Raw genomic sequence first — 18,122 nt, 5'->3', positions numbered from 1 at the left:
TTAGCCTAGTGGTTGTCGCGCGGAATGCCTTCGGTCTGGGCGATGCGCTGGTACTTTTCGGCGGGCTTGAGGATGGCGCCGTCGCCGAGCTGGCCGACGATGCCGCGCTGGATTTCCTGCCATGGTGTCTGGTGCTTGGGATACTTATAGCCGCCCATCGACTCTAGATCGGCGCGACGCTTGGCGATTTCCTCGTCGGCGATCAGGATATTGGCAGAGCCCTTATTGAGGTCGATCCGTACCCGGTCGCCGGTGCGCAGGATGGCGAGATTGCCGCCAGCGGCCGCTTCGGGGGACGCATTGAGAATCGAGGGCGACCCCGAAGTGCCGGACTGGCGGCCGTCACCGATACAGGCCAGGGCGGTAATGCCCTTCTTGATCAGGTAGTTGGGCGGCCGCATGTTGACGACTTCCGCCGCTCCCGGATAGCCGATTGGGCCAGCGCCGCGCATGAACAGCAGGGTATGCTCGTCGATCTCGAGCGAGGGATCGTCGATGCGGTGGTGATAATCCTCAGGACCATCGAACACTACGGCCTTGCCCTCGAACATGCCGGGATGTTCGGGATTGGTCAGGTAACGGTCGCGGAACTCGGTCGAGATCACGCTGGTCTTCATGATCGCGTTGTCGAACAGATTGCCGCGCAGCAAGAGGAAGCCGGCCTCGGTCTTGAGTGGGTTGTCGAAGTGGCGGATGACCTTATCGTCCTGGATAACCGTGTTGCGGCAGTTCTCGCCAATCGACTTACCGTTGACGGTCGGCGCGTTCTCGCGGATCAGCCCCTGGCTCATCAGCTCGTTGACCACCGCCGGCACGCCGCCGGCATGGTAGAAGTCCTCGCCCAGATACTCGCCGGCCGGCTGCAGATTGACCAGGAGCGGCACCTTGTGGCCATAGGTCTGGAAATCCTGCAGTTCCAGTTCCACGCCGATATGCTTGGCGATGGCCTGGATGTGGATCGGCGCATTGGTCGAACCGCCGATGGCCGAATTGACCACGATGGTGTTGATGAAATTATCTTTGGTCAGGATGTCCGAGGGCTTCAGATCTTCACGGACCATATCGACGATGCGCTTGCCGGTGCGATAGGCCATTTCCTGGCGGTCACGATAGGGCGCCGGGATGGCGGCCGAACCGGGCAATTGCATGCCCAGCGACTCGGCCAGCGAATTCATGGTCGAGGCCGTGCCCATGGTGTTGCAATATCCGGTCGACGGGGCCGAGGACGCCACCAGTTCGATGAACTGCGCGTAGTCGATTTCGCCGGCCGCCATCATCTGGCGAGCCTTCCAGACGATGGTGCCCGAACCGGTGCGCTCACCCTTGTGCCAGCCATTGAGCATGGGGCCGACCGACAGCGCGATTGCCGGGATATTGACGGTAGCGGCGCCCATCAGCATGGCCGGGGTCGTCTTGTCACAGCCGATGGTCAACACCACGCCGTCAAGCGGGTAACCGTAGAGCACCTCGACAAGGCCGAGATAGGCCAGGTTGCGATCGAGGCCAGCGGTCGGACGCTTGCCGGTTTCCTGGATCGGATGCACGGGAAACTCAATGGCGATGCCGCCGGCTTCGCGGATGCCTTCGCGGACGCGCTCGGCCAGCACGATGTGGTGACGGTTGCACGGCGACAGGTCGGAGCCGGTCTGGGCGATGCCGATAATCGGCTTATTGGACTGCAGTTCTTCGCGCGACACGCCAAAGTTCATGTAGCGCTCGAGATAGAGCGCGGTCATGTCTGGATTGTCCGGATTGTCGAACCAGGCGCGCGAGCGCAACTTCTTGGCTGCGCCCTGCCCGTTGCCCGGACCGCCGCTGGTGTCTGCCGTCATTTTCTGTTCCTCATGTCCGCGATTTGACGCCGCGGTTACGTGCCTCAACATTTTGCCATCTGTACCACGACAGGGGCAAGAGGGAACGGGATTCTGTCGAAATTTCGCCGGAATGCGGAGCCGAAAAATCTGCTGGTGAGATATTTCCAGACGCCTGAACCGCCTTACCAAATGACGGGACGGAGCCAGCATCTGCGCCGATAGAAGCAGCAATGCGGCGAAGTCGATTGAGGCTAGCTGGAATCCGATGCAGACGCTAGCGTTCGGCCCGATTGCGGCCCGATGGTCGCGCATGAAGGGTGAGTTTTGCCGTGACTGACAAAGTGGACTGGGTTGCCGTCGATTGGGGCACTTCCAACCTGCGAGCCTGGGGCATCGATGCCGCCGGGGCGGTCGCGGTTGCCCGCACCTCGCCCAATGGCATGGGCAAGCTGACGCGCGAGCAGTTTCCCGGCGCGTTGAGCGAATTGCTGGAGGGCGTCGAAAGCCAATCCGGCCAACCCATCCAGGTGCTGATCTGCGGCATGGCCGGGGCGCGGCAAGGCTGGCTCGAGGCTCCCTATCTGCAGGCGCCAACCGATCTGCGCGGCCTGCTCGATGGCGCCGTCCACCCCGAGATGCCCGATGTGCGCCTGGCACCATCGATTCTGCCCGGCGTCTGCCAAAAAGTCCCCGGCTCCGACAATGTGATGCGCGGCGAGGAAACCCAGTTACTGGGTCTCGCTGCGCTCAATCCCGGTTTTTCCGGCGTCGTCTGCATGCCGGGCACGCATTCGAAATGGGCGCAACTGTCGGGCACCCGCATCGAGCGTTTTGCCACCGCCATGACCGGCGAACTGTTCGAAGTCCTGCGCAACCATTCGGTCCTGCGCCATTCGCTGGGCGGCGATCTGGAGGGGCCGGGCCGCAACGACGGTTTTGCCATCGGCGTCCAGGCGGGTCTCGACCATCCCGAACGCCTGCTGGGGCAATTGTTCGAAGTCCGCGCCGGCTCTCTTCTATCTGGCCGCCAGCCGGACTGGTGCGCCGGATATCTTTCGGGCCTGCTGATCGGCAGCGAAATCGGCGCCAATCGCGAGTGGATCGGCAATGCCGAGGTGCCGCTGATCGGCTCGGCCGCGCTTTGTGCGCTTTATAGCCAGGCTTTGACGCGGATCGGCGTGCGTTCGCGGCTGGTGGATGCTACCGAAGCGGTGCTGGCCGGCCTCAAGGCCGCGCGCCAATTTTCCTCATAGCGGACGGACCTCATGGAAACCCCTCGCCACATCATCGCCATCCTGCGCGGCATCACACCGGCCGAGATCATCGACGTCTGCAAGGCGCTGATCGATGCCGGCATCACCATGATCGAGGTGCCGCTCAATTCCCCCGACGCGCTGAGCAGCATCTCGCTGGCGTCCAATACCTTTGGCGATACGGCCATGATCGGCGCCGGTACGGTGCTCACCAAGAAGCAGGTCTGGGCGGTTGCCGATGCCGGCGGCACGTTCATCGTCTCTCCTGATACCAACAAGGCGGTGATCGAGGAGACTGCGCGCATTCAGCTCGCTTCCTATCCAGGCGTATTCACCCCTACCGACGCGTTCCGCGCGATCCGGGCGGGCGCTACCGGGCTCAAGTTCTTCCCTGCCGAGGTGCTTGGCCCCAAGGGCATTAAGGCGATCAAGGCAGTGCTGCCGCCTGAGATGCCGCTCTATGCCGTGGGCGGCGCCAATCCAGGAAATTTCGCCGAGTTCTTTGCCGCCGGCTGCCTTGGCTTCGGGCTGGGCACCTATCTCTACAAGCCGGGCATGGAGCTGTCGCAGACCGCCGAACATGCAGCTCTGGCTGTCGCGGCTTATGATCAAGGCAAAGCTCAATGAACCAAACCGCACGCCTCTTGATCGACAGCAAATGCGCTTTGGGGGAAGGCCCGTTCTGGCACCCGCTGCGCCAGCAATTGTTCTTTTTCGACATCAACAATCGCAAGCTTTTCGCCGCCGAGGCCGATGGCGCGGTCGCCAATATCTGGTCGTTCGACGAGATCGTCGCGGCCGCGGCGGTGATCGACAATGATACGCTGGCGATTGCCACGGAAACCGGGCTCAAGCGCTATGATTTGATCACCGGCGAAACCAGCTTGATCGTGGCCATCGAAGCCGACGATAGCTCGACCCGAACCAATGACAGCCGGGTGCATCCATCTGGTGGTTTCTGGATCGGCACCATGCGCAAGGAAGAGGACGAGCCGGGTGGCGCTGTCTATCACTATCGCGCCGACAACCTGACCACCATCCGCACGCAGGCCAGAATTCCGAACGCGACGTGCTTTTCGCCGGACGGACGCATCGCCTATTGGAGCGATACGCCGACAAAGCAAATCCTCAAATGCGCCGCTGATCCAGCAACCGGCCTGCCAATCGGCGAGTGGTCGCTGTTCGCCGACGTGTCGGATGGGCGGGGCTATCCCGATGGCGCGGTCATCGATAGCGAAGGCTATTTGTGGAACGCCAAATGGGGCGGCAGTTGCGTGGTCCGCCACGCGCCCGATGGTTCGATCGATCGCATCATCGAAGTGCCCGCCAGCCAGGTGAGTTGCCCGGCCTTTGGCGGTCCCGGCCTCAAGACCCTATTCCTGACTACCGCAGCCAAAAACCTCAGCGCCGAACAGCTCGCGGCCGAAAACGTCGCGGGCGGCGTGTTTGCCATCGAGCTTGATATTGCCGGACAGCCTGAACCCCTCATCACCCTCTAAGAGTCCTCGTAATGACCCCTGCCCTCGGCGTTTGCTACTATCCAGAACATTGGCACGAGGCGTGGTGGGAGAGCGACGCCAAGCGCATGGCCGAGGTCGGCATCACCTTCGTGCGGATTGGCGAATTTGCCTGGTCCAAGCTGGAGCCCACGCCGGGCGATCTGCAGTTCGACTGGATCATCCGGGCCATGGACGCGCTCGGCAAACATGGCCTCAAGGTCGTGTTCGGCACGCCGACGGCAACGCCGCCGCGCTGGATGGTCGACAAGCATCCCGATATGCTGGCGGTCGATACCGAGGGGCGCCGCAAGGGTTTTGGCTCGCGCCGGCATTATGACTTCTCCCATCTGGGGTATCGCGAAGAGGCCGGGCGGATCACGCAATTGCTGGCGGACGCCGTGGGACAACACCCTGCGCTTGCCGCCTGGCAAACCGACAACGAGTATGGCTGCCATGGCACGACATACTCCTATTCGCCCGCCGCCCTGGCCGGGTTCCGCACCTGGCTGGAAGCGCGTTACGGAACGATCGACGCACTGAACACCGCCTGGGGCAACGTGTTCTGGTCGATGGAATATAACCGGTTCGACCAGATCGAATTGCCGAACCTTCTGGTGTGTGAAGCCGCGCCCGCCCATGAGCTGGATTTCCGGCGTTATTCGTCGGATCAGGTCGCAGCGTTCAATGCCGTGCAGTTTGACATCCTCAAATCGGCGCGGCCAGACCTGCCGGTGATCCACAATTTCATGAGCCGCACCAGCGATTTCGACCACTACGATGTGGCCAAGACGCTCGATATTGCGAGTTGGGACAGCTATCCCCTCGGCCATCTGGCGGTCAGCGACGAGCCCGAAGAGCTCAAGCATCAATATATGCGTCAGGGCGATCCCGATAACGCCGCCTTCCACCACGATCTCTATCGCACCGTTGGCCACGGCCGTTGGTGGATCATGGAGCAGCAGCCCGGCCCGGTGAACTGGGCGCAGTACAATCCCGATCCGCTGCCCGGCATGGCGCGCCTCTGGGCCTGGGAAGCTTTCGCCCATGGCGCCGAGGTGGTGACCTATTTCCGCTGGCGGCAGGCTCCCTTCGCTCAGGAGCAGATGCATGCCGGTCTGCTGCGGCCCGATAGCGAGCCGGCCCCGGCCCATGGGGAAGCCATGCAGGTGGCGCAGGAGTTGAAGGCTACAGGCATTGACGGGGTGGTCGGCAAGGCGCGCGTTGCGGTCGTCTACGACTATCAGAGCGAATGGGCCTGGGAAATCCAGCCGCAGGCCAAGGGGTTCTCGCATGGGGCGCATGTGCGGGCGCTCTACTCGGCATTCCGCAAGCATGGCATCGATATCGATGTCCTGTCGCCGCATACGACCAGCTTCGCCGGCTACGACATTGTCGCCATTCCGGCGCTGTTCGCCTGGAACGACGCGCTGCGTACGGCAATCGAGACCTTCGAAGGCCAATTGCTGATCGGGCCTCGCAGTGGTTCCAAGACCCAGGATTTCGCTATTCCGGCCACTCTGGCGCCGGACCTGCCGCGCAATATGCTCGACCTGCGAGTTACCCGCGTATCGACAACCGATCCAGTGCATCAAACTCCAGTCAAGGGCGGCGGCGCGGTACATCACTGGCGCGAGCGCATCGAAACCGGCGGCGAAGTGGTGATCGAGGACGAGGACAACCAGCCCGTGCTGGTGTCGCAGGGCAAGCTGTTCTACCTCACCGCCAGCGGCAATAAGGCGCTAGTGCAGCGCGTCGTCGATTATCTGATCGCCGAGGCCGACCTGCCGGTGCTGAACCTGCCCGCTGGCGTGCGCTGCCGCGTCCGTGGCGGGTTCCGGATTTACGTCAATTACGGCGCCGGCGCCGCGACGCTCAACAGGGCGGCTGACGAAGCCGGCTATGTGGTTGGCGAAGCCAGCATTCCCGGAGCGGGCGTCACCGTAGCGCGGCTCGCCACGGCCGGGTGAGATTGGGCACTGCGGGGCGGACGTCGAACCGCTCCGCAGCCGCGTTCCAGCGCAGCCACTGCACGCCGCTGTCGCGCAGGGTTTTTGCATCGATCACCTGCGCCCCACAATATTGGGGCGCAGGAATGCGGGCGATGACGAGATCGTTGCGCTCGCAGTCCTCGGCGAAGGCTTCGACGCTTTTGATGACCGATATCGAAAAACGGTCATTGGCATAGACGCAGGCGATGCTGTCGCAATGCGCACCTGCCAGTTTCGGCGCGAAGTTCTCCTGATAATACTGGCTCCAGACGTCGACGGCGAAAGTGCCATCCTTGCCGGCGAGCAGGCCCATGCCGCCGCCATCGCGCACTGCCACGGCTTGGGTAGTGTCGGCAATCAGCACGTCGGGCCTGACGTCGAGCGCGAAGACCAAAATGGCGGGAATGGCCAAAATCGGTCCTGCGAAGCGCCAATAATTCTTGATGAAGGCAAACCACGCCATCGCCAGCAGGCCGATGAACAACGCAATCGGCGTGAGCAGCGGATTGGATTCCAATCCCTGACTCCAGTTGGCGACCAGCGTCGCCACATCCACCATGCGCTCGATGCCCCAGCCCATGGCGATGAGGAAGGGCTGTTCGACCCCAAAAGGCATTGCAACCACCGATGCGATGGCAGTCGGCATGATGATGAAGCTGACCACCGGTAGCACCAGCACATTGCTGAGCACGCCGAGCGGCGCGGTCTGCTGGAAATGATAGGCCGAGAACAAGAGCGTGGCAGTGCCGGCGATCAGGCTGGTCAGCGCCGCGACCCAGACATGGTTGATCGACCGACTGATCCAGCCCCTGCCCTCGACCGGCGGCTTGCGCGGCAATTCGTAGACCCCGATCAGCGCCACCACTGCCGCAAACGACAGTTGGAAGCTGGCGCGGAACACGCTAGCCGGATCGATCAGGATGATCGCCAGCGCCGCGATGGCGACATTGCGCATGGTTAGCGCCCGGCGCCCCGCGAGGATCGCCCCGAAGATCAGGCCCAGCATCAGGGTCGAGCGGAGCGCCGGAACGTTGGCGAGGCCGCCTGCGAGCAAAAGATAGAAACATGCCGCAAGGATGCCGCCGACCGCGGCGATCTTCTTGATTGGCAGGCGTTGCGTCCATCCGGACAATGCAGCCAACACCCAGCGTAGCAGGAAGAACACGCCACCCGCGACCAGCGACAGGTGCAGGCCGGAAATCGAATAGATATGCGCCAGCCCGGAAGCCGCCATCACGTCGCGCGTTTCGTTGGAAATAAGGCTTTGGTCGCCCATCACCATGGCGTCGCCGATTGCGGCTGACGAGCCGGTCAAAACCTGTCCGATCCGATTGGCTATCGAGCGACGCAGCCCCTCGATAGCGCGGGTCGGATCGAAACTGGAGCCATTAGCGACCAGAGCCAGCCCGCTCGTGACATTGCCGTAGGCACCGATGCCGGCGAAATAGCCGTGGAACTGGCTATCGAATGCGCCGGGCAGCACCGGACCGGGAATCGGCGCCAGCCGAAATTTGCCCTCGATGACATCGCCGGGCGCCAACGGCGGGTCGGCCCCAATCAGCAGCCGCGCCCGCGTCACGCCGGCCGGCTTGCTGTCGCCGATCGCAACCAGATTGGAGACCACGATGCGGCGCTGCGTTTCGGTCTGCGACAGGATTTCGTCGACGGTCGCCTGATATTGCCCATAGACCGGAAATCGCAGCATTGGGGTGCCGAACACCAAACCGTGGATCGGCAGCATGCACACCCCGGTCCAGATAGCAGAAACCAGCAGCAGGAAGCGAAACCGCGTAATATGCGGCAGCGAGACAACAAGAAATCCAGCAAGCAGGATCGCCACGCCCAGCAAAGCCCATGGATTGGGCTCGAACGCCACCTGGCTGTAAGCCACCATTCCGCCAATAACGCAGAACGGCAGCAGCACGAACAGCCGTCGCGTCTCAACCGCTTCGACCACTGCATCGCGCGCCGAAACCACAATCCGGCGCCAGAGCGGACTGGTCGCCGCCGGCAATCGCCCCGGACGCACGACGAGCGGGCCACGCGGCTTGGGCGGCGCCAGCAGCTCGGTGGTCTCCAGCGTTTCCGCGCTCAGCACCAGCCTGGCCCCCCGCCCTTGCGCTCATGCCCGCCTATGCTACACACGGCACGCAAACTCGTCCAACCGTTCCGGTCTATAATGTCTCAGGTCGTCACTCGCTTCGCTCCCTCGCCCACTGGCTATCTGCACATCGGCGGTGCCCGCACCGCGCTGTTCAGTTGGGCCTATGCCCGCAAGATGGGCGGCAAGATGCTTTTGCGCATCGAGGACACTGACCGCGAACGCTCCACCGAAGCAGCTGTCGAGGCCATCAAGGACGGCTTAAGCTGGCTTGGCCTGCATTGGGATGGCGATGCCATCAGCCAGTTTGGCCGGGCGTCGCGCCATGCCGACATCGCCCATGAGCTGATCGCACGCGGTCATGCCTACAAGTGCTATTGCTCGCCCGCCGAGCTCGACCAGATGCGTGAAGAGGCCCGCGCCGCCGGCAAGCCGCCCCGCTACAACGGCTATTGGCGCGACCGCGATCAGTCCGAAGCGCCTGAGGGCGTGGCGCCGGTGATCCGCATCAAGTCCCCGCTCAGCGGCGATATCGTGGTGCATGATCACGTGCAGGGCGAGGTCGTGTTCAAGGCCGAGAACCTTGACGATTTCATCATCCTGCGCTCGGACGGCACGCCGACCTATATGCACGCCGTGGTGGTGGACGACCATGACATGGGCGTCACTCACATCATTCGCGGCGACGACCACTTGACCAATGCTGCCCGGCAGATCGTGGTTTATAACGCCATGGGCTGGGACATCCCCGAGATGGCCCATATTCCGCTGATCCACGGACCAGACGGCGCCAAGCTCTCCAAGCGCCACGGGGCGCTCGGCGTCGAGGCCTATCGCCAGATGGGCTATTTGCCTGAGGCCCTGCGCAATTACCTGGCTCGGCTGGGCTGGTCGCATGACGACGACGAGATCTTCTCCAGCGAGCAGATGATCGAGTGGTTCAGCCTAGACGGCCTTAACAAGGGCGCGGCGCGGTTCGACTTCGTCAAGCTTGAGAGCATCAACGGCCACTACATCCGCGAAGCGGCGCCGGACTACCTCTATGGCGTGATGATCGCCCTGGCCGAGGAAGTCGGCCGGCTGGCGGACCTGGAAGGCCTTACCGCCAACAAGGCGACGGTGCTGGCCGCCCTGCCCGAATTGCAGCCGCGCGCCAAGACCATTTTGGAGCTCATCGACCTGGCGCAATTCATCTATGCGTCACGTCCATTGCCTATCGATAGCGCGGCCTCGGCATTGCTGACGCCGGACGCACGCTCGGTGCTCGGCGATGTGCGGGACCTGCTGATTGGGTTGAACGATTGGAGCGTGGAAGCGATCGACGCGGCGATGCGCACCCTGGCCGAGGCCAAGGGGCTGAAGCTGGGCAAGCTGGCCCAGCCGTTGCGCGCGGCGCTGACCGGACGCACTGTGTCGCCAGGGATTTTCGAGGTGATGGTCTTGATTGGCCGGGACGAAAGCCTGGCCCGCCTGGGAGACCAGATCGACATGAAATAATGACAGTTGGGTGGGTAAGGAATGCTTACCTATCAATTGCTTCGAATGGGCGAAAGCTGATACTTCAGGAGCAGCCTATGCCTACGCCATGTTTGCCGGCCCAGCTCAACGAAACTCCTTTTCTATTGGGTTGCGGGCCATCGAGGAGAGCTGAATGACCGACAAAGTCGCCAAACTCGTCATCGGGGATCAGTCCTACGAATTTCCGGTTCTGTCCGGGTCCGTCGGGCCGGATGTCATCGACATCCGATCGCTTTACGCCAAGACCGGCATGTTCACCTACGACCCCGGATTTACCTCCACGGCCGCTTGCGACAGCTCCATCACCTATATCGATGGCGACAAGGGCGAACTGCTGTATCGCGGTTACCCGATCGATCAGTTGGCCGCCAAAAGCAATTACCTCGAAGTGTGCTACCTGCTGCTCTACGGCGAGCTGCCGAGCAAGGTACAGCTGAAGGACTTCGAGGAGGTCGTCACGCACCACACCATGGTGCATGAGCAGATGCACTACTTCTATCGCGGCTTCCGTCGCGACGCCCATCCGATGGCCGTCATGACCGGCGTGGTCGGCGCCATGGCGGCGTTCTACCATGACTCCACTGACATCAACGACCCGCAGCAGCGCGAGATCGCCTCAATCCGCATGATCGCCAAGATGCCGACGATCGCCGCCATGGCGTACAAATATTCGGTCGGCCAGCCCTTCGTCTATCCGCGCAACGACCTCGATTACGCGTCCAATTTCCTGCACATGTGCTTCTCGGTCCCGGCCGAGCAGTACCAGGTGAACCCGGTCATCGCCAAGGCGATGGACCTGATCTTCACCCTGCATGCCGATCACGAGCAGAACGCCTCGACCTCGACGGTCCGGCTCGCCGGCTCGTCCGACGCCAACCCGTTTGCCTGTATCGCGGCCGGCGTGGCCTGCCTTTGGGGTCCGGCTCATGGCGGCGCCAACGAAGCGGCGCTCAACATGCTCAAGGAAATCGGCACGGTCGACCGTATTCCCGAATTCATCGCCCGCGCCAAGGACAAGAATTCCGGCTTCAAGCTGATGGGCTTCGGTCATCGCGTCTACAAGAACTTCGACCCGCGCGCCACGGTGATGCAGGCGACGGCCAAGGAAGTGTTGGCCCTTCTCGGTGTCGAGAACAACCCGATCCTGCAGGTCGCGCAGGAACTGGAAAAGATCGCGCTTGAGGATCAGTACTTCATCGATCGCAAGCTTTACCCAAATGTGGATTTCTATTCGGGCATCATCCTTGAGGCCATCGGCTTCCCCACCTCGATGTTCACCGTGCTGTTCTCGGTCGCCCGTACGGTCGGCTGGATCGCGCAGTGGAAGGAAATGATTGCCGATCCGCAGAAGAAGATCGGTCGTCCGCGCCAGCTCTATAATGGCTCGCCGGCTCGCGACTACGAGGCGATCAGCGCCCGCTGATCTGCCAGTGGCCGAGGACCCGGTCTGCCGGGTCCTGACGGGGCGCGTCGGACGTGCCGCGCTCCATCAAATCCGCAAGCTCGCCAAAGGCCGCAATCTGGTCCTGGCGGGCTTTTTTATTGTCGAGCAGGCGTAACGCGGCGGCCTTGAGCGTTTCGGGCTCTGGCCCGGTGGTGATCAACTCATCGGTGACGATGCGGCCAAGCACGATATTGGGCAGGCCCACTTGCGGGCGACCGATGCGGTCGAACTCGCGCGCCTGTGGCTTGTCGAGGACGTAAACGACGACCATGGGGACGCGGGCCAGCGCCAGTTCCAGCGTTGCTGTCCCCGACACCGATAGCGCCAGCACGCTTTGCTGATAGAGCGCACGCCGCTCGGCGCGATTGGCGACAATAGTCACTGGCACCGGCCAGTTGGCCGTCTCGGCACGCAGCCGTGCCTCCAGCGAGCGCAAGGTGGGAATGAAGAAGCCGCTGATGGCGGGATGGTCGGCCAGTTGAGCGGCGACCTGACCCAGCAGGGGCAGATGGCGGCGCAATTCGCCACTGCGACTACCCGGCAGGAGAGCGACCAGACCGCGTTCCGTACCTGTCGATGTAGGGATACCCTCGGCAAGCGAGGGGTGACCGACATAGTGTGTCGGTGGGCCTTCCAGTTGGGCCATCACCGCAGGCTCAAATGGCAAGACCGCCAGCACCTCGTCAAATAGCGGCGTCAGCGCCTTGGCCCGATGTGGCGCGCGGGCCCAGACGCTGGGGGCGACATAGAGCAGGATCGGCCGGGCAAAGCCGAGGGCCTTGACCCGCTTGGCCAGGCGCTTGGAGAAGTCCTGGGCATCGACCAGCACGACGATATCGGGATTGCCGGCCACGATCGCCCGCGCGGTCTGTTCGATACGCCACAGCAGCAGCGGCAGGCGCAGCAGCACGTCGGTCAGGCCCATGACCGCCAGGTCGCTCATCGGGAACAGCGGGCGAAGCCCCTGCCCCATCAGCTCGTCGCCACCGACGCCGGACAAAGTCACCGCGACCTTGGCGCGCAGCCGCGTCACCAGATCGGCCGCGATGCGGTCGCCCGACGGCTCACCTGCCAGAATGAACAGCTTGAGCGCGTCAGCCATCGGTGAGCCTCAGTCCGACAACACTGACGCCGAGATGGTTGGCGGCGCCGACGAGGTCGGCACGTTGCAGCAAGAGGCTGTTGTCCGCTTCGACGGCGATTGCCGCAATGCCTGCCTCGGCGCAGTTGGCGATGGTTTGGGGGCCGATTGCGGGCAGGTCGGCGAAGCTGGGCTGTTGCGGTTTAACGGCCTTGGCGAGAATCAGACGCGCCGCGCCGTCACCAGCCAGACCCAGCCGTTTCAACTCGCCGGCCCTGGCAATCAGCGCATCGGTGCCGCCGATATCCTCGACGGCCAGCACGCGATGGCCGGAGACGATAGCAGCCTGCCCAATGTCGAGCGCGCCGATGGCGCGAGCAGTTTGCAGTGCGAATTGGGCAAAGCCGATCTCGTCGGCGGACAATTCCGGTCCAGCGATCGTCCCTTTGGGCGCCAGCAATTCCGGGGCGATTTCGTGGATGCCAACCAGAGCGGCGCCGGTCATTTTCTTGAGCACGCTACCCAAGGCGGCCAGCGTGGCGTCGCCGACCGGAGCGGCACTGGCCGATGCGGCAGGTGCGTCCTTGTTGGCGAAGCGGATCAGCCCTTCACGGGTCTTGTCGGAGAGATGAATACCGCCGGCCATGACGATATGGGTGGTGCGAAAAACCTTGAGCGACCAGATGATGGCGAGCGGATTGCCGACATCGACTCCGATGACCTTGACCTTGACCTTGGTCACGTCATTGCGTGGCTCCAAGGTCAGCACCTGTACCTTGTAGCCGGCGGCCAGGGCCGCATCGACCGCATAGGGCGCCAGCGTTCCGGTGCCCGCGAAAATCGAAAGCCGTCCTGTCGCCTTGGCCATTTATTCGGGCGTGTGGCCGTTGCGCGGAATGAGGATTGGCCGGTCGGATGCGGCGCCAATGAACTTCACCACGTCCTGTACCAGCGCGTCGTTCTTGAACAGCTCGGCGGCGTCCTCCACCCGCTCACGCAGCGTGCCTTCGCTGGCGAAGATCATCCGGTAAGCCGCGCGCAGCCGATGAATGGCCTCGCGGTCGAACTTGCGGCGCTTGAGGCCGACCAGGTTGAGCCCGGCCAGCGAGGCGCGGTTGCCCAGCGCCATGCCGTAGGGGATCACGTCGCCATCGATCATCGATTGTGCGCCGATAAAGGCGTGCGGGCCGACACGGGTGAACTGATGCACCACGGCCATGCCGCCGAAAGTGACGTTATCGCCGACCAGGACGTGGCCGGCCAAACCGACGTAATTGGCCATGATGACGTTGTTGCCGAGGATGCAGTCGTGCGCCACGTGTGCGCTGGCCATCAGCAGGCAGTCATTGCCAATCTTGGTCAGCATGCCGCCACCGGCAGCAGTGCCGGGATTGATGGTCACGGCCTCGCGGATAACGCAGCGCTCACCGATTTCCAGCCGCGAGGCCTCACCGGCATATTTGCGGTCCTGCGGCTCGTGCCCAACCGAAGCGAAGGGGAAAATGCGCGAGCCGGCGCCGATTTCGGTATGGCCGTCGATGGTGACGTGGGACACAAGTTCCACATTGTCATGCAGCACGACATTGTCGCCAATGATGCAGAACGGGCCGATCTTGACCCCTGAGCCCAGCTTGGCGCCGGATCCGACGATTGCCGTCGGATGAATGGTGGCCGACGTCACAGGGGAACCCCGACGATCATCGCCGTGATTTCGGCTTCGGCGATGACGACACCATCGACGATGGCCTCTGCCTTGTAGCGGCCGACATTGCGCCGGCGCTGGATCTTAGCGATGTGGAACTCGATTTTGTCGCCAGGGCCTGCCGGCTTGCGGAATTTGGCTTTGTCCACGCCCAGCATGAGCACGATATTTTTGCGGTCGCCGCTCGAATCATGGGCGATGACGATGGCGCCAGCCGTCTGGGCCATGCCTTCGATGATCAATACGCCGGGAAAGATCGGGTTTTCCGGAAAGTGACCCTGGAAGATAGGCTCATTGAACGTCACGTTCTTGATGCCGATGGCGGTCTCGTCGCCGTCGATTTCGATGATCTTGTCGATCATCAGCATTGGGTAACGATGGGGCAGGCTTTTGAGGATCTCGGCGATGCTCATCGCTGTGAGCTCTTTGCTCGCGGTCGATAGATCGGTCATTGCCGCTTGTCCCCTTTCGATAATTTTCGCATGACGGCGATTTCGCGCCAGAAGTCTCTTATATCCTGCGCCGGAGCCCCGGCAAGCTTGGAGCCGGGCGGCCAGTTCTTGGTGACCGCGGCGCGACCATGGACCACCGAGCCGGCACCGATGGTCAGGTGGCCGGAGGTGCCGGTGCCGCCGCCCATCAGCACACCATCGCCGATAATGGTTGAGCCCGATAAGCCGCTCATCGCCGCGATCAGGCAATTGCGGCCGATGCGACAGTTGTGGCCAATCTGAACCAGATTGTCGATCTTGGTGCCCTCGCCCAGCACGGTGTCGCCCAAGGCCCCGCGGTCGATTGTCGAGTTGGCGCCAATTTCGACGCGGTCCTGGACAATAACGCGCCCAAGCTGTGGAATTTTGCGGTTGGTCTGGCCATGGTCGAGCCAGCCGAAGCCTTCAGTGCCGATGCGCACGCCGGAATGGATCGTCACGCCGTTACCGATATGGGTGCAATCGATCGTGGTATTGGCGGCAATGATGCAATTGCGGCCGATGGTGACGCCGGCACCAATGACGGTGTTGGGCCCGATAATAGTTTCTCGGCCGATCTCGACGCCCGGGCCAATGACGACATTGGAGCCCAGCACCACGTCGCGCTCCAGCAGCGGCGGCTCCAGGTCGTTGCGTTGTGCGGCGATGACCGAGCGGGTGCTGTCCGGATAGAGAAAATCGAGAATGTCGGCAAAGAGTTGGTGTGGGCGTTCCACCACCAGTGTCTGGGTCTGGGCCGGCACTGCATCGGCCAAGCCGGCAGCAACGATGACCAGACCAGCCGAGGTGCTGCGCAGCTCTTCGACGTAGTTGAGGTGGGCGGCTAGCGCCAGGTCGCCGGGGGCGGCCAGGTCCAGTTCGGCGACGCCGTGGATTTCGAAATCCTCACCGTTGAGGCTGACCAGGGCGTCGCTCCAGCCGGTCGCGGCCAGAATGGCGCTCAGCTTGGCTGGGCCGGCAAAGCGGTGAAAACGGGTATCGACCATGGTGTCACTCAAAAACAATCGAGCCGCGGCGCTACCGCCCCGCGGCTCGATAAATCTACTTACGCAATGGCGTCTACAGCAAGGTCGACAGGGTCAGCTGGAACACCTGGGTACGATCCGTGCTCGACTTGCCAAGTACGTGGGCGAAATCGCCACGCAGTGGGCCGAACGGCGAGTCCCAGAGGAGCGAGGCACCGATCGACGTACGCCATGGCGTATCCGTGCTGCCCGTTTCTACGGTGTTGGCACCGAAGTCAGGCAGACCATCCACCCAGGCGGCATCCGCCCAGATTGCGCCGCTCAGGCCGTAGCTTTCCGGCAGGACCGGGAGCGGGAACTGGATTTCGGCGGAAACGCCAGCATACATCGTGGCGCCGAGATATTCGCCAGTCGACAGACGCGGGCCAATACCACGGCTCTGGAACCCACGGATTAGCGAACCGCCCGGAATGAAGGCTTCGACCGGGCTTACACCATTGCCACTCAGGTCGTTGATAACGCCAGCCTGGCCTTTGATGCTCGCAACAATGCCACTGTCATCCATCAGCGGAATGAAGTAACGACCCTTCGCCTCGGTTTTGATCAGGTTGTGATCCCACCCGATATATTGCTGCGTGAACGTCGCATAGAGGCCTTCGGTCGGCTTCTTGACGTTGTCGACGCCGTTCCAGGTCAGCGTGTAGCCGACGAATGCCTTGTAGTACTCGTGGCCATCAACGACCAGGGTCGAGGTCGGACCTTCTTCGTCAACGATGACCTTGCGCTCGCCACCGGCAAACACGGTTGCCGACAGGTCACGGGTGATCGGGACGCCGAAGCGCAACTGACCACCGGTCGACTGCGAGCCATAGAAGTTCGTATCGCCTTCGTCGCTGATGCGATGATACGCATCGACGCCGGCAGACACTTTCAAGCCCATGAAGCGGGGGTCGGTGAACGAGAAGTCGAAAGTGCGGCCGGACTGCGAAGCGCCAACGGCGGCACGCAGATACTGGCCACGGCCAAGGAAGTTACGCTCGGTCAGCGACAGTTCGCCCAGCACGCCGTCAGAGGTCGAGTAGCCCGCGGTTGCGCCGTAGTCACCAGTCGACTGCTCAGTCACAGCGATGTTGATCACGACCTTATCGGGCGAAGAGCCGGCCTGGGTGGTGATATCGACAGCCGAGAAGAAGCCGAGGTTCTGGATCGCGGTACGGCCACGAACGACCATCGAACGATTGAAGGGGTCGCCTTCGGCGAACTCCAGCTCACGGCGGACCACGAAATCACGGGTCTTGGTATTGCCGGTGATGTTGATGCGCTCGACATAGACGCGCGGGCCCTCGTCAACCAGATAGGTGACGTTGAACTTGCGATTGGTCACGTCACGATCGAGGCGAGCGCGGACGTCAGCGAAAGAATAACCCTGCGTGGTAGCCTCGTAGGACATGTCCTCGATGGACTTCTGCAGGTCGGTGATCGAATAGCGACTGCCCTGCCCGGTCTTGACGGTGCCGGTCAACACATTGGTGTTCAGGCCGCTGATGCTGGTTTCGATACCAACATTGCCGAACTCATACTTCTCGCCTTCGTTGACGGTGAAGTTGATAAAATAGTCATTGCGGGCTGCATCGTACTCGCCGACCGAGGTCACCTGTGCGTCAGGATAGCCATGGGTAGCGTAGTAGAGGCGGACGCGTTCACGATCGACCGCAAGCTTTTGCTCGTCGTAACCGTCGTCCTTGAACAGCCAGCTCAGGAAGCCGGTTTCCTTGGTCAGCAGCGTGCCCTTGAGGGTGCCGCCATTGATCGCGTTGTTACCGGTGAAATTGATTGCAGCGATGCCGGCACGATCGCCTTCGTTGACGACGAAGGTAACGCGAACACGGCCATCGGGAATGGTTTCGGTCTTGGCGGTTACGCCGACGGAGCGATAGCCATCCTTGTCATAAGCCTGACGGATGCTTTCGATGTCGGAGGCCAGACGCGCCTGGGTGAAGATGCCGGATGCCGAGACATCCACCATGGTCAGGAGTTGTGCATCAGAGAAGCGCTTGTTGCCGTCGAACAGCACCGAGCCGACCAACTGCTCCTGCGCTTGCGCCATGGCGGTGCCGAGGACTGGAATACTGGTGCCGGCCAGTGGCGCAGCGCCCAGGATAGCCAGCGCAAAGAACACGCCGCGCATCAGCTTGGTAGGGTGGATCATCGTTTTTATTGCCTTCTGCGACCTGCCCGGGGAATCGCCATGCACAGCGCTCCCCCA

At 62.4% G+C, this 18,122-nt stretch carries 14 protein-coding genes; 6 read left to right on the top strand and 8 right to left on the bottom strand.

Going from position 1 to position 18,122, the window contains the following annotated elements; translation table 11 throughout:
- Positions 1-5: 5 nt before the first annotated feature.
- Entirely contained in the window at positions 6-1,832 is a 1,827-nt protein-coding gene (locus ABIB57_RS05265) for an IlvD/Edd family dehydratase (protein WP_354038991.1), read from the bottom strand.
- A gap of 311 nt (positions 1,833-2,143) precedes the next feature.
- On the opposite strand from ABIB57_RS05265, the gene ABIB57_RS05260 reads away from it, so the two are divergent.
- The 4 genes from ABIB57_RS05260 to ABIB57_RS05245 are packed head-to-tail and all read left to right on the top strand — an operon-like array spanning position 2,144 to position 6,533.
- Positions 2,144-3,067 (top strand): 2-dehydro-3-deoxygalactonokinase, encoded by a 924-nt coding sequence (locus ABIB57_RS05260; protein ID WP_354038990.1) that lies wholly within the window; start codon positions 2,144-2,146, stop codon positions 3,065-3,067.
- A 12-nt stretch (positions 3,068-3,079) separates the two neighbouring features.
- Positions 3,080-3,694: a 2-dehydro-3-deoxy-6-phosphogalactonate aldolase gene (locus tag ABIB57_RS05255; RefSeq protein ID WP_354038989.1), complete on the top strand. Its 615-nt coding sequence runs from the start codon at positions 3,080-3,082 to the stop codon at positions 3,692-3,694.
- Positions 3,691-4,566: an SMP-30/gluconolactonase/LRE family protein gene (locus ABIB57_RS05250; protein WP_354038988.1), complete on the top strand. Its 876-nt coding sequence runs from the start codon at positions 3,691-3,693 to the stop codon at positions 4,564-4,566. The genes ABIB57_RS05255 and ABIB57_RS05250 overlap by 4 nt, the downstream gene beginning before the upstream one ends.
- 11 nt (positions 4,567-4,577) lie before the next feature.
- Positions 4,578-6,533: a beta-galactosidase gene (locus ABIB57_RS05245; protein ID WP_354038987.1), complete on the top strand. Its 1,956-nt coding sequence runs from the start codon at positions 4,578-4,580 to the stop codon at positions 6,531-6,533.
- Here ABIB57_RS05245 and ABIB57_RS05240 read toward each other — a convergent pair.
- Complete coding sequence (locus ABIB57_RS05240) at positions 6,502-8,652, bottom strand: ComEC/Rec2 family competence protein (RefSeq protein WP_354038986.1); 2,151 nt, start codon at positions 8,650-8,652, stop codon at positions 6,502-6,504. The two genes, ABIB57_RS05245 and ABIB57_RS05240, sit on opposite strands and share 32 nt — an antisense overlap.
- 78 nt (positions 8,653-8,730) lie before the next feature.
- On the opposite strand from ABIB57_RS05240, the gene gltX reads away from it, so the two are divergent.
- Positions 8,731-10,152, top strand: a complete 1,422-nt coding sequence (gene gltX, locus ABIB57_RS05235; protein WP_354039689.1) for a glutamate--tRNA ligase — start codon at positions 8,731-8,733, stop codon at positions 10,150-10,152.
- Between the two features lie 154 nt (positions 10,153-10,306).
- Positions 10,307-11,596, top strand: a complete 1,290-nt coding sequence (gene gltA / locus ABIB57_RS05230; protein ID WP_354038985.1) for a citrate synthase — start codon at positions 10,307-10,309, stop codon at positions 11,594-11,596.
- On the opposite strand, the gene ABIB57_RS05225 is transcribed toward gltA, so the two are convergent.
- The 6 genes from ABIB57_RS05225 to bamA all read right to left on the bottom strand — a co-directional run bounded on the left by ABIB57_RS05225 (position 11,583) and on the right by bamA (position 18,065).
- Positions 11,583-12,719, bottom strand: a complete 1,137-nt coding sequence (locus tag ABIB57_RS05225) for a lipid-A-disaccharide synthase (protein ID WP_354038984.1) — start codon at positions 12,717-12,719, stop codon at positions 11,583-11,585. The two genes, gltA and ABIB57_RS05225, sit on opposite strands and share 14 nt — an antisense overlap.
- Positions 12,712-13,566, bottom strand: coding sequence for a UDP-2,3-diacylglucosamine diphosphatase LpxI domain-containing protein (lpxI, locus tag ABIB57_RS05220; protein ID WP_354038983.1), 855 nt, complete (start codon positions 13,564-13,566; stop codon positions 12,712-12,714). Before lpxI ends, ABIB57_RS05225 begins: the two co-directional genes overlap by 8 nt.
- Positions 13,567-14,379: an acyl-ACP--UDP-N-acetylglucosamine O-acyltransferase gene (gene lpxA, locus ABIB57_RS05215; RefSeq protein ID WP_354038981.1), complete on the bottom strand. Its 813-nt coding sequence runs from the start codon at positions 14,377-14,379 to the stop codon at positions 13,567-13,569.
- The gene (fabZ, locus tag ABIB57_RS05210) at positions 14,376-14,852 is read right to left on the bottom strand and encodes a 3-hydroxyacyl-ACP dehydratase FabZ (RefSeq protein ID WP_354038980.1); all 477 of its coding nucleotides are present in this window, start codon (positions 14,850-14,852) and stop codon (positions 14,376-14,378) included. The genes lpxA and fabZ overlap by 4 nt, the downstream gene beginning before the upstream one ends.
- Positions 14,849-15,877, bottom strand: coding sequence for a UDP-3-O-(3-hydroxymyristoyl)glucosamine N-acyltransferase (lpxD, locus tag ABIB57_RS05205; RefSeq protein ID WP_354038978.1), 1,029 nt, complete (start codon positions 15,875-15,877; stop codon positions 14,849-14,851). The genes fabZ and lpxD overlap by 4 nt, the downstream gene beginning before the upstream one ends.
- Before the next feature lie 73 nt (positions 15,878-15,950).
- Positions 15,951-18,065 (bottom strand): outer membrane protein assembly factor BamA, encoded by a 2,115-nt coding sequence (gene bamA / locus ABIB57_RS05200; RefSeq protein WP_354038977.1) that lies wholly within the window; start codon positions 18,063-18,065, stop codon positions 15,951-15,953.
- Positions 18,066-18,122 lie beyond the last annotated feature (57 nt).

It is taken from the genome of Devosia sp. UYZn731 (genome assembly GCF_040546795.1).
In the GTDB taxonomy this organism is placed as follows: Bacteria; Pseudomonadota; Alphaproteobacteria; order Rhizobiales; family Devosiaceae; genus Devosia.
Note: the sequence above shows the minus strand (reverse complement) of the source record. Positions and strands in the feature narration are given on the sequence as shown.

Coding starts and splice junctions, on each gene's coding strand:
- ABIB57_RS05265 (WP_354038991.1), bottom strand. CDS start 1,832: ATGACGGCAGACACCAGCGGCGGTCCGGGCAACGGGCAGGGCGCAGCC.
- ABIB57_RS05245 (WP_354038987.1), top strand. CDS start 4,578: ATGACCCCTGCCCTCGGCGTTTGCTACTATCCAGAACATTGGCACGAG.
- fabZ (WP_354038980.1), bottom strand. CDS start 14,852: ATGACCGATCTATCGACCGCGAGCAAAGAGCTCACAGCGATGAGCATC.
- lpxI (WP_354038983.1), bottom strand. CDS start 13,566: ATGGCCAAGGCGACAGGACGGCTTTCGATTTTCGCGGGCACCGGAACG.
- ABIB57_RS05255 (WP_354038989.1), top strand. CDS start 3,080: ATGGAAACCCCTCGCCACATCATCGCCATCCTGCGCGGCATCACACCG.
- ABIB57_RS05225 (WP_354038984.1), bottom strand. CDS start 12,719: ATGGCTGACGCGCTCAAGCTGTTCATTCTGGCAGGTGAGCCGTCGGGC.
- gltA (WP_354038985.1), top strand. CDS start 10,307: ATGACCGACAAAGTCGCCAAACTCGTCATCGGGGATCAGTCCTACGAA.
- ABIB57_RS05250 (WP_354038988.1), top strand. CDS start 3,691: ATGAACCAAACCGCACGCCTCTTGATCGACAGCAAATGCGCTTTGGGG.
- lpxD (WP_354038978.1), bottom strand. CDS start 15,877: ATGGTCGATACCCGTTTTCACCGCTTTGCCGGCCCAGCCAAGCTGAGC.
- bamA (WP_354038977.1), bottom strand. CDS start 18,065: ATGATCCACCCTACCAAGCTGATGCGCGGCGTGTTCTTTGCGCTGGCT.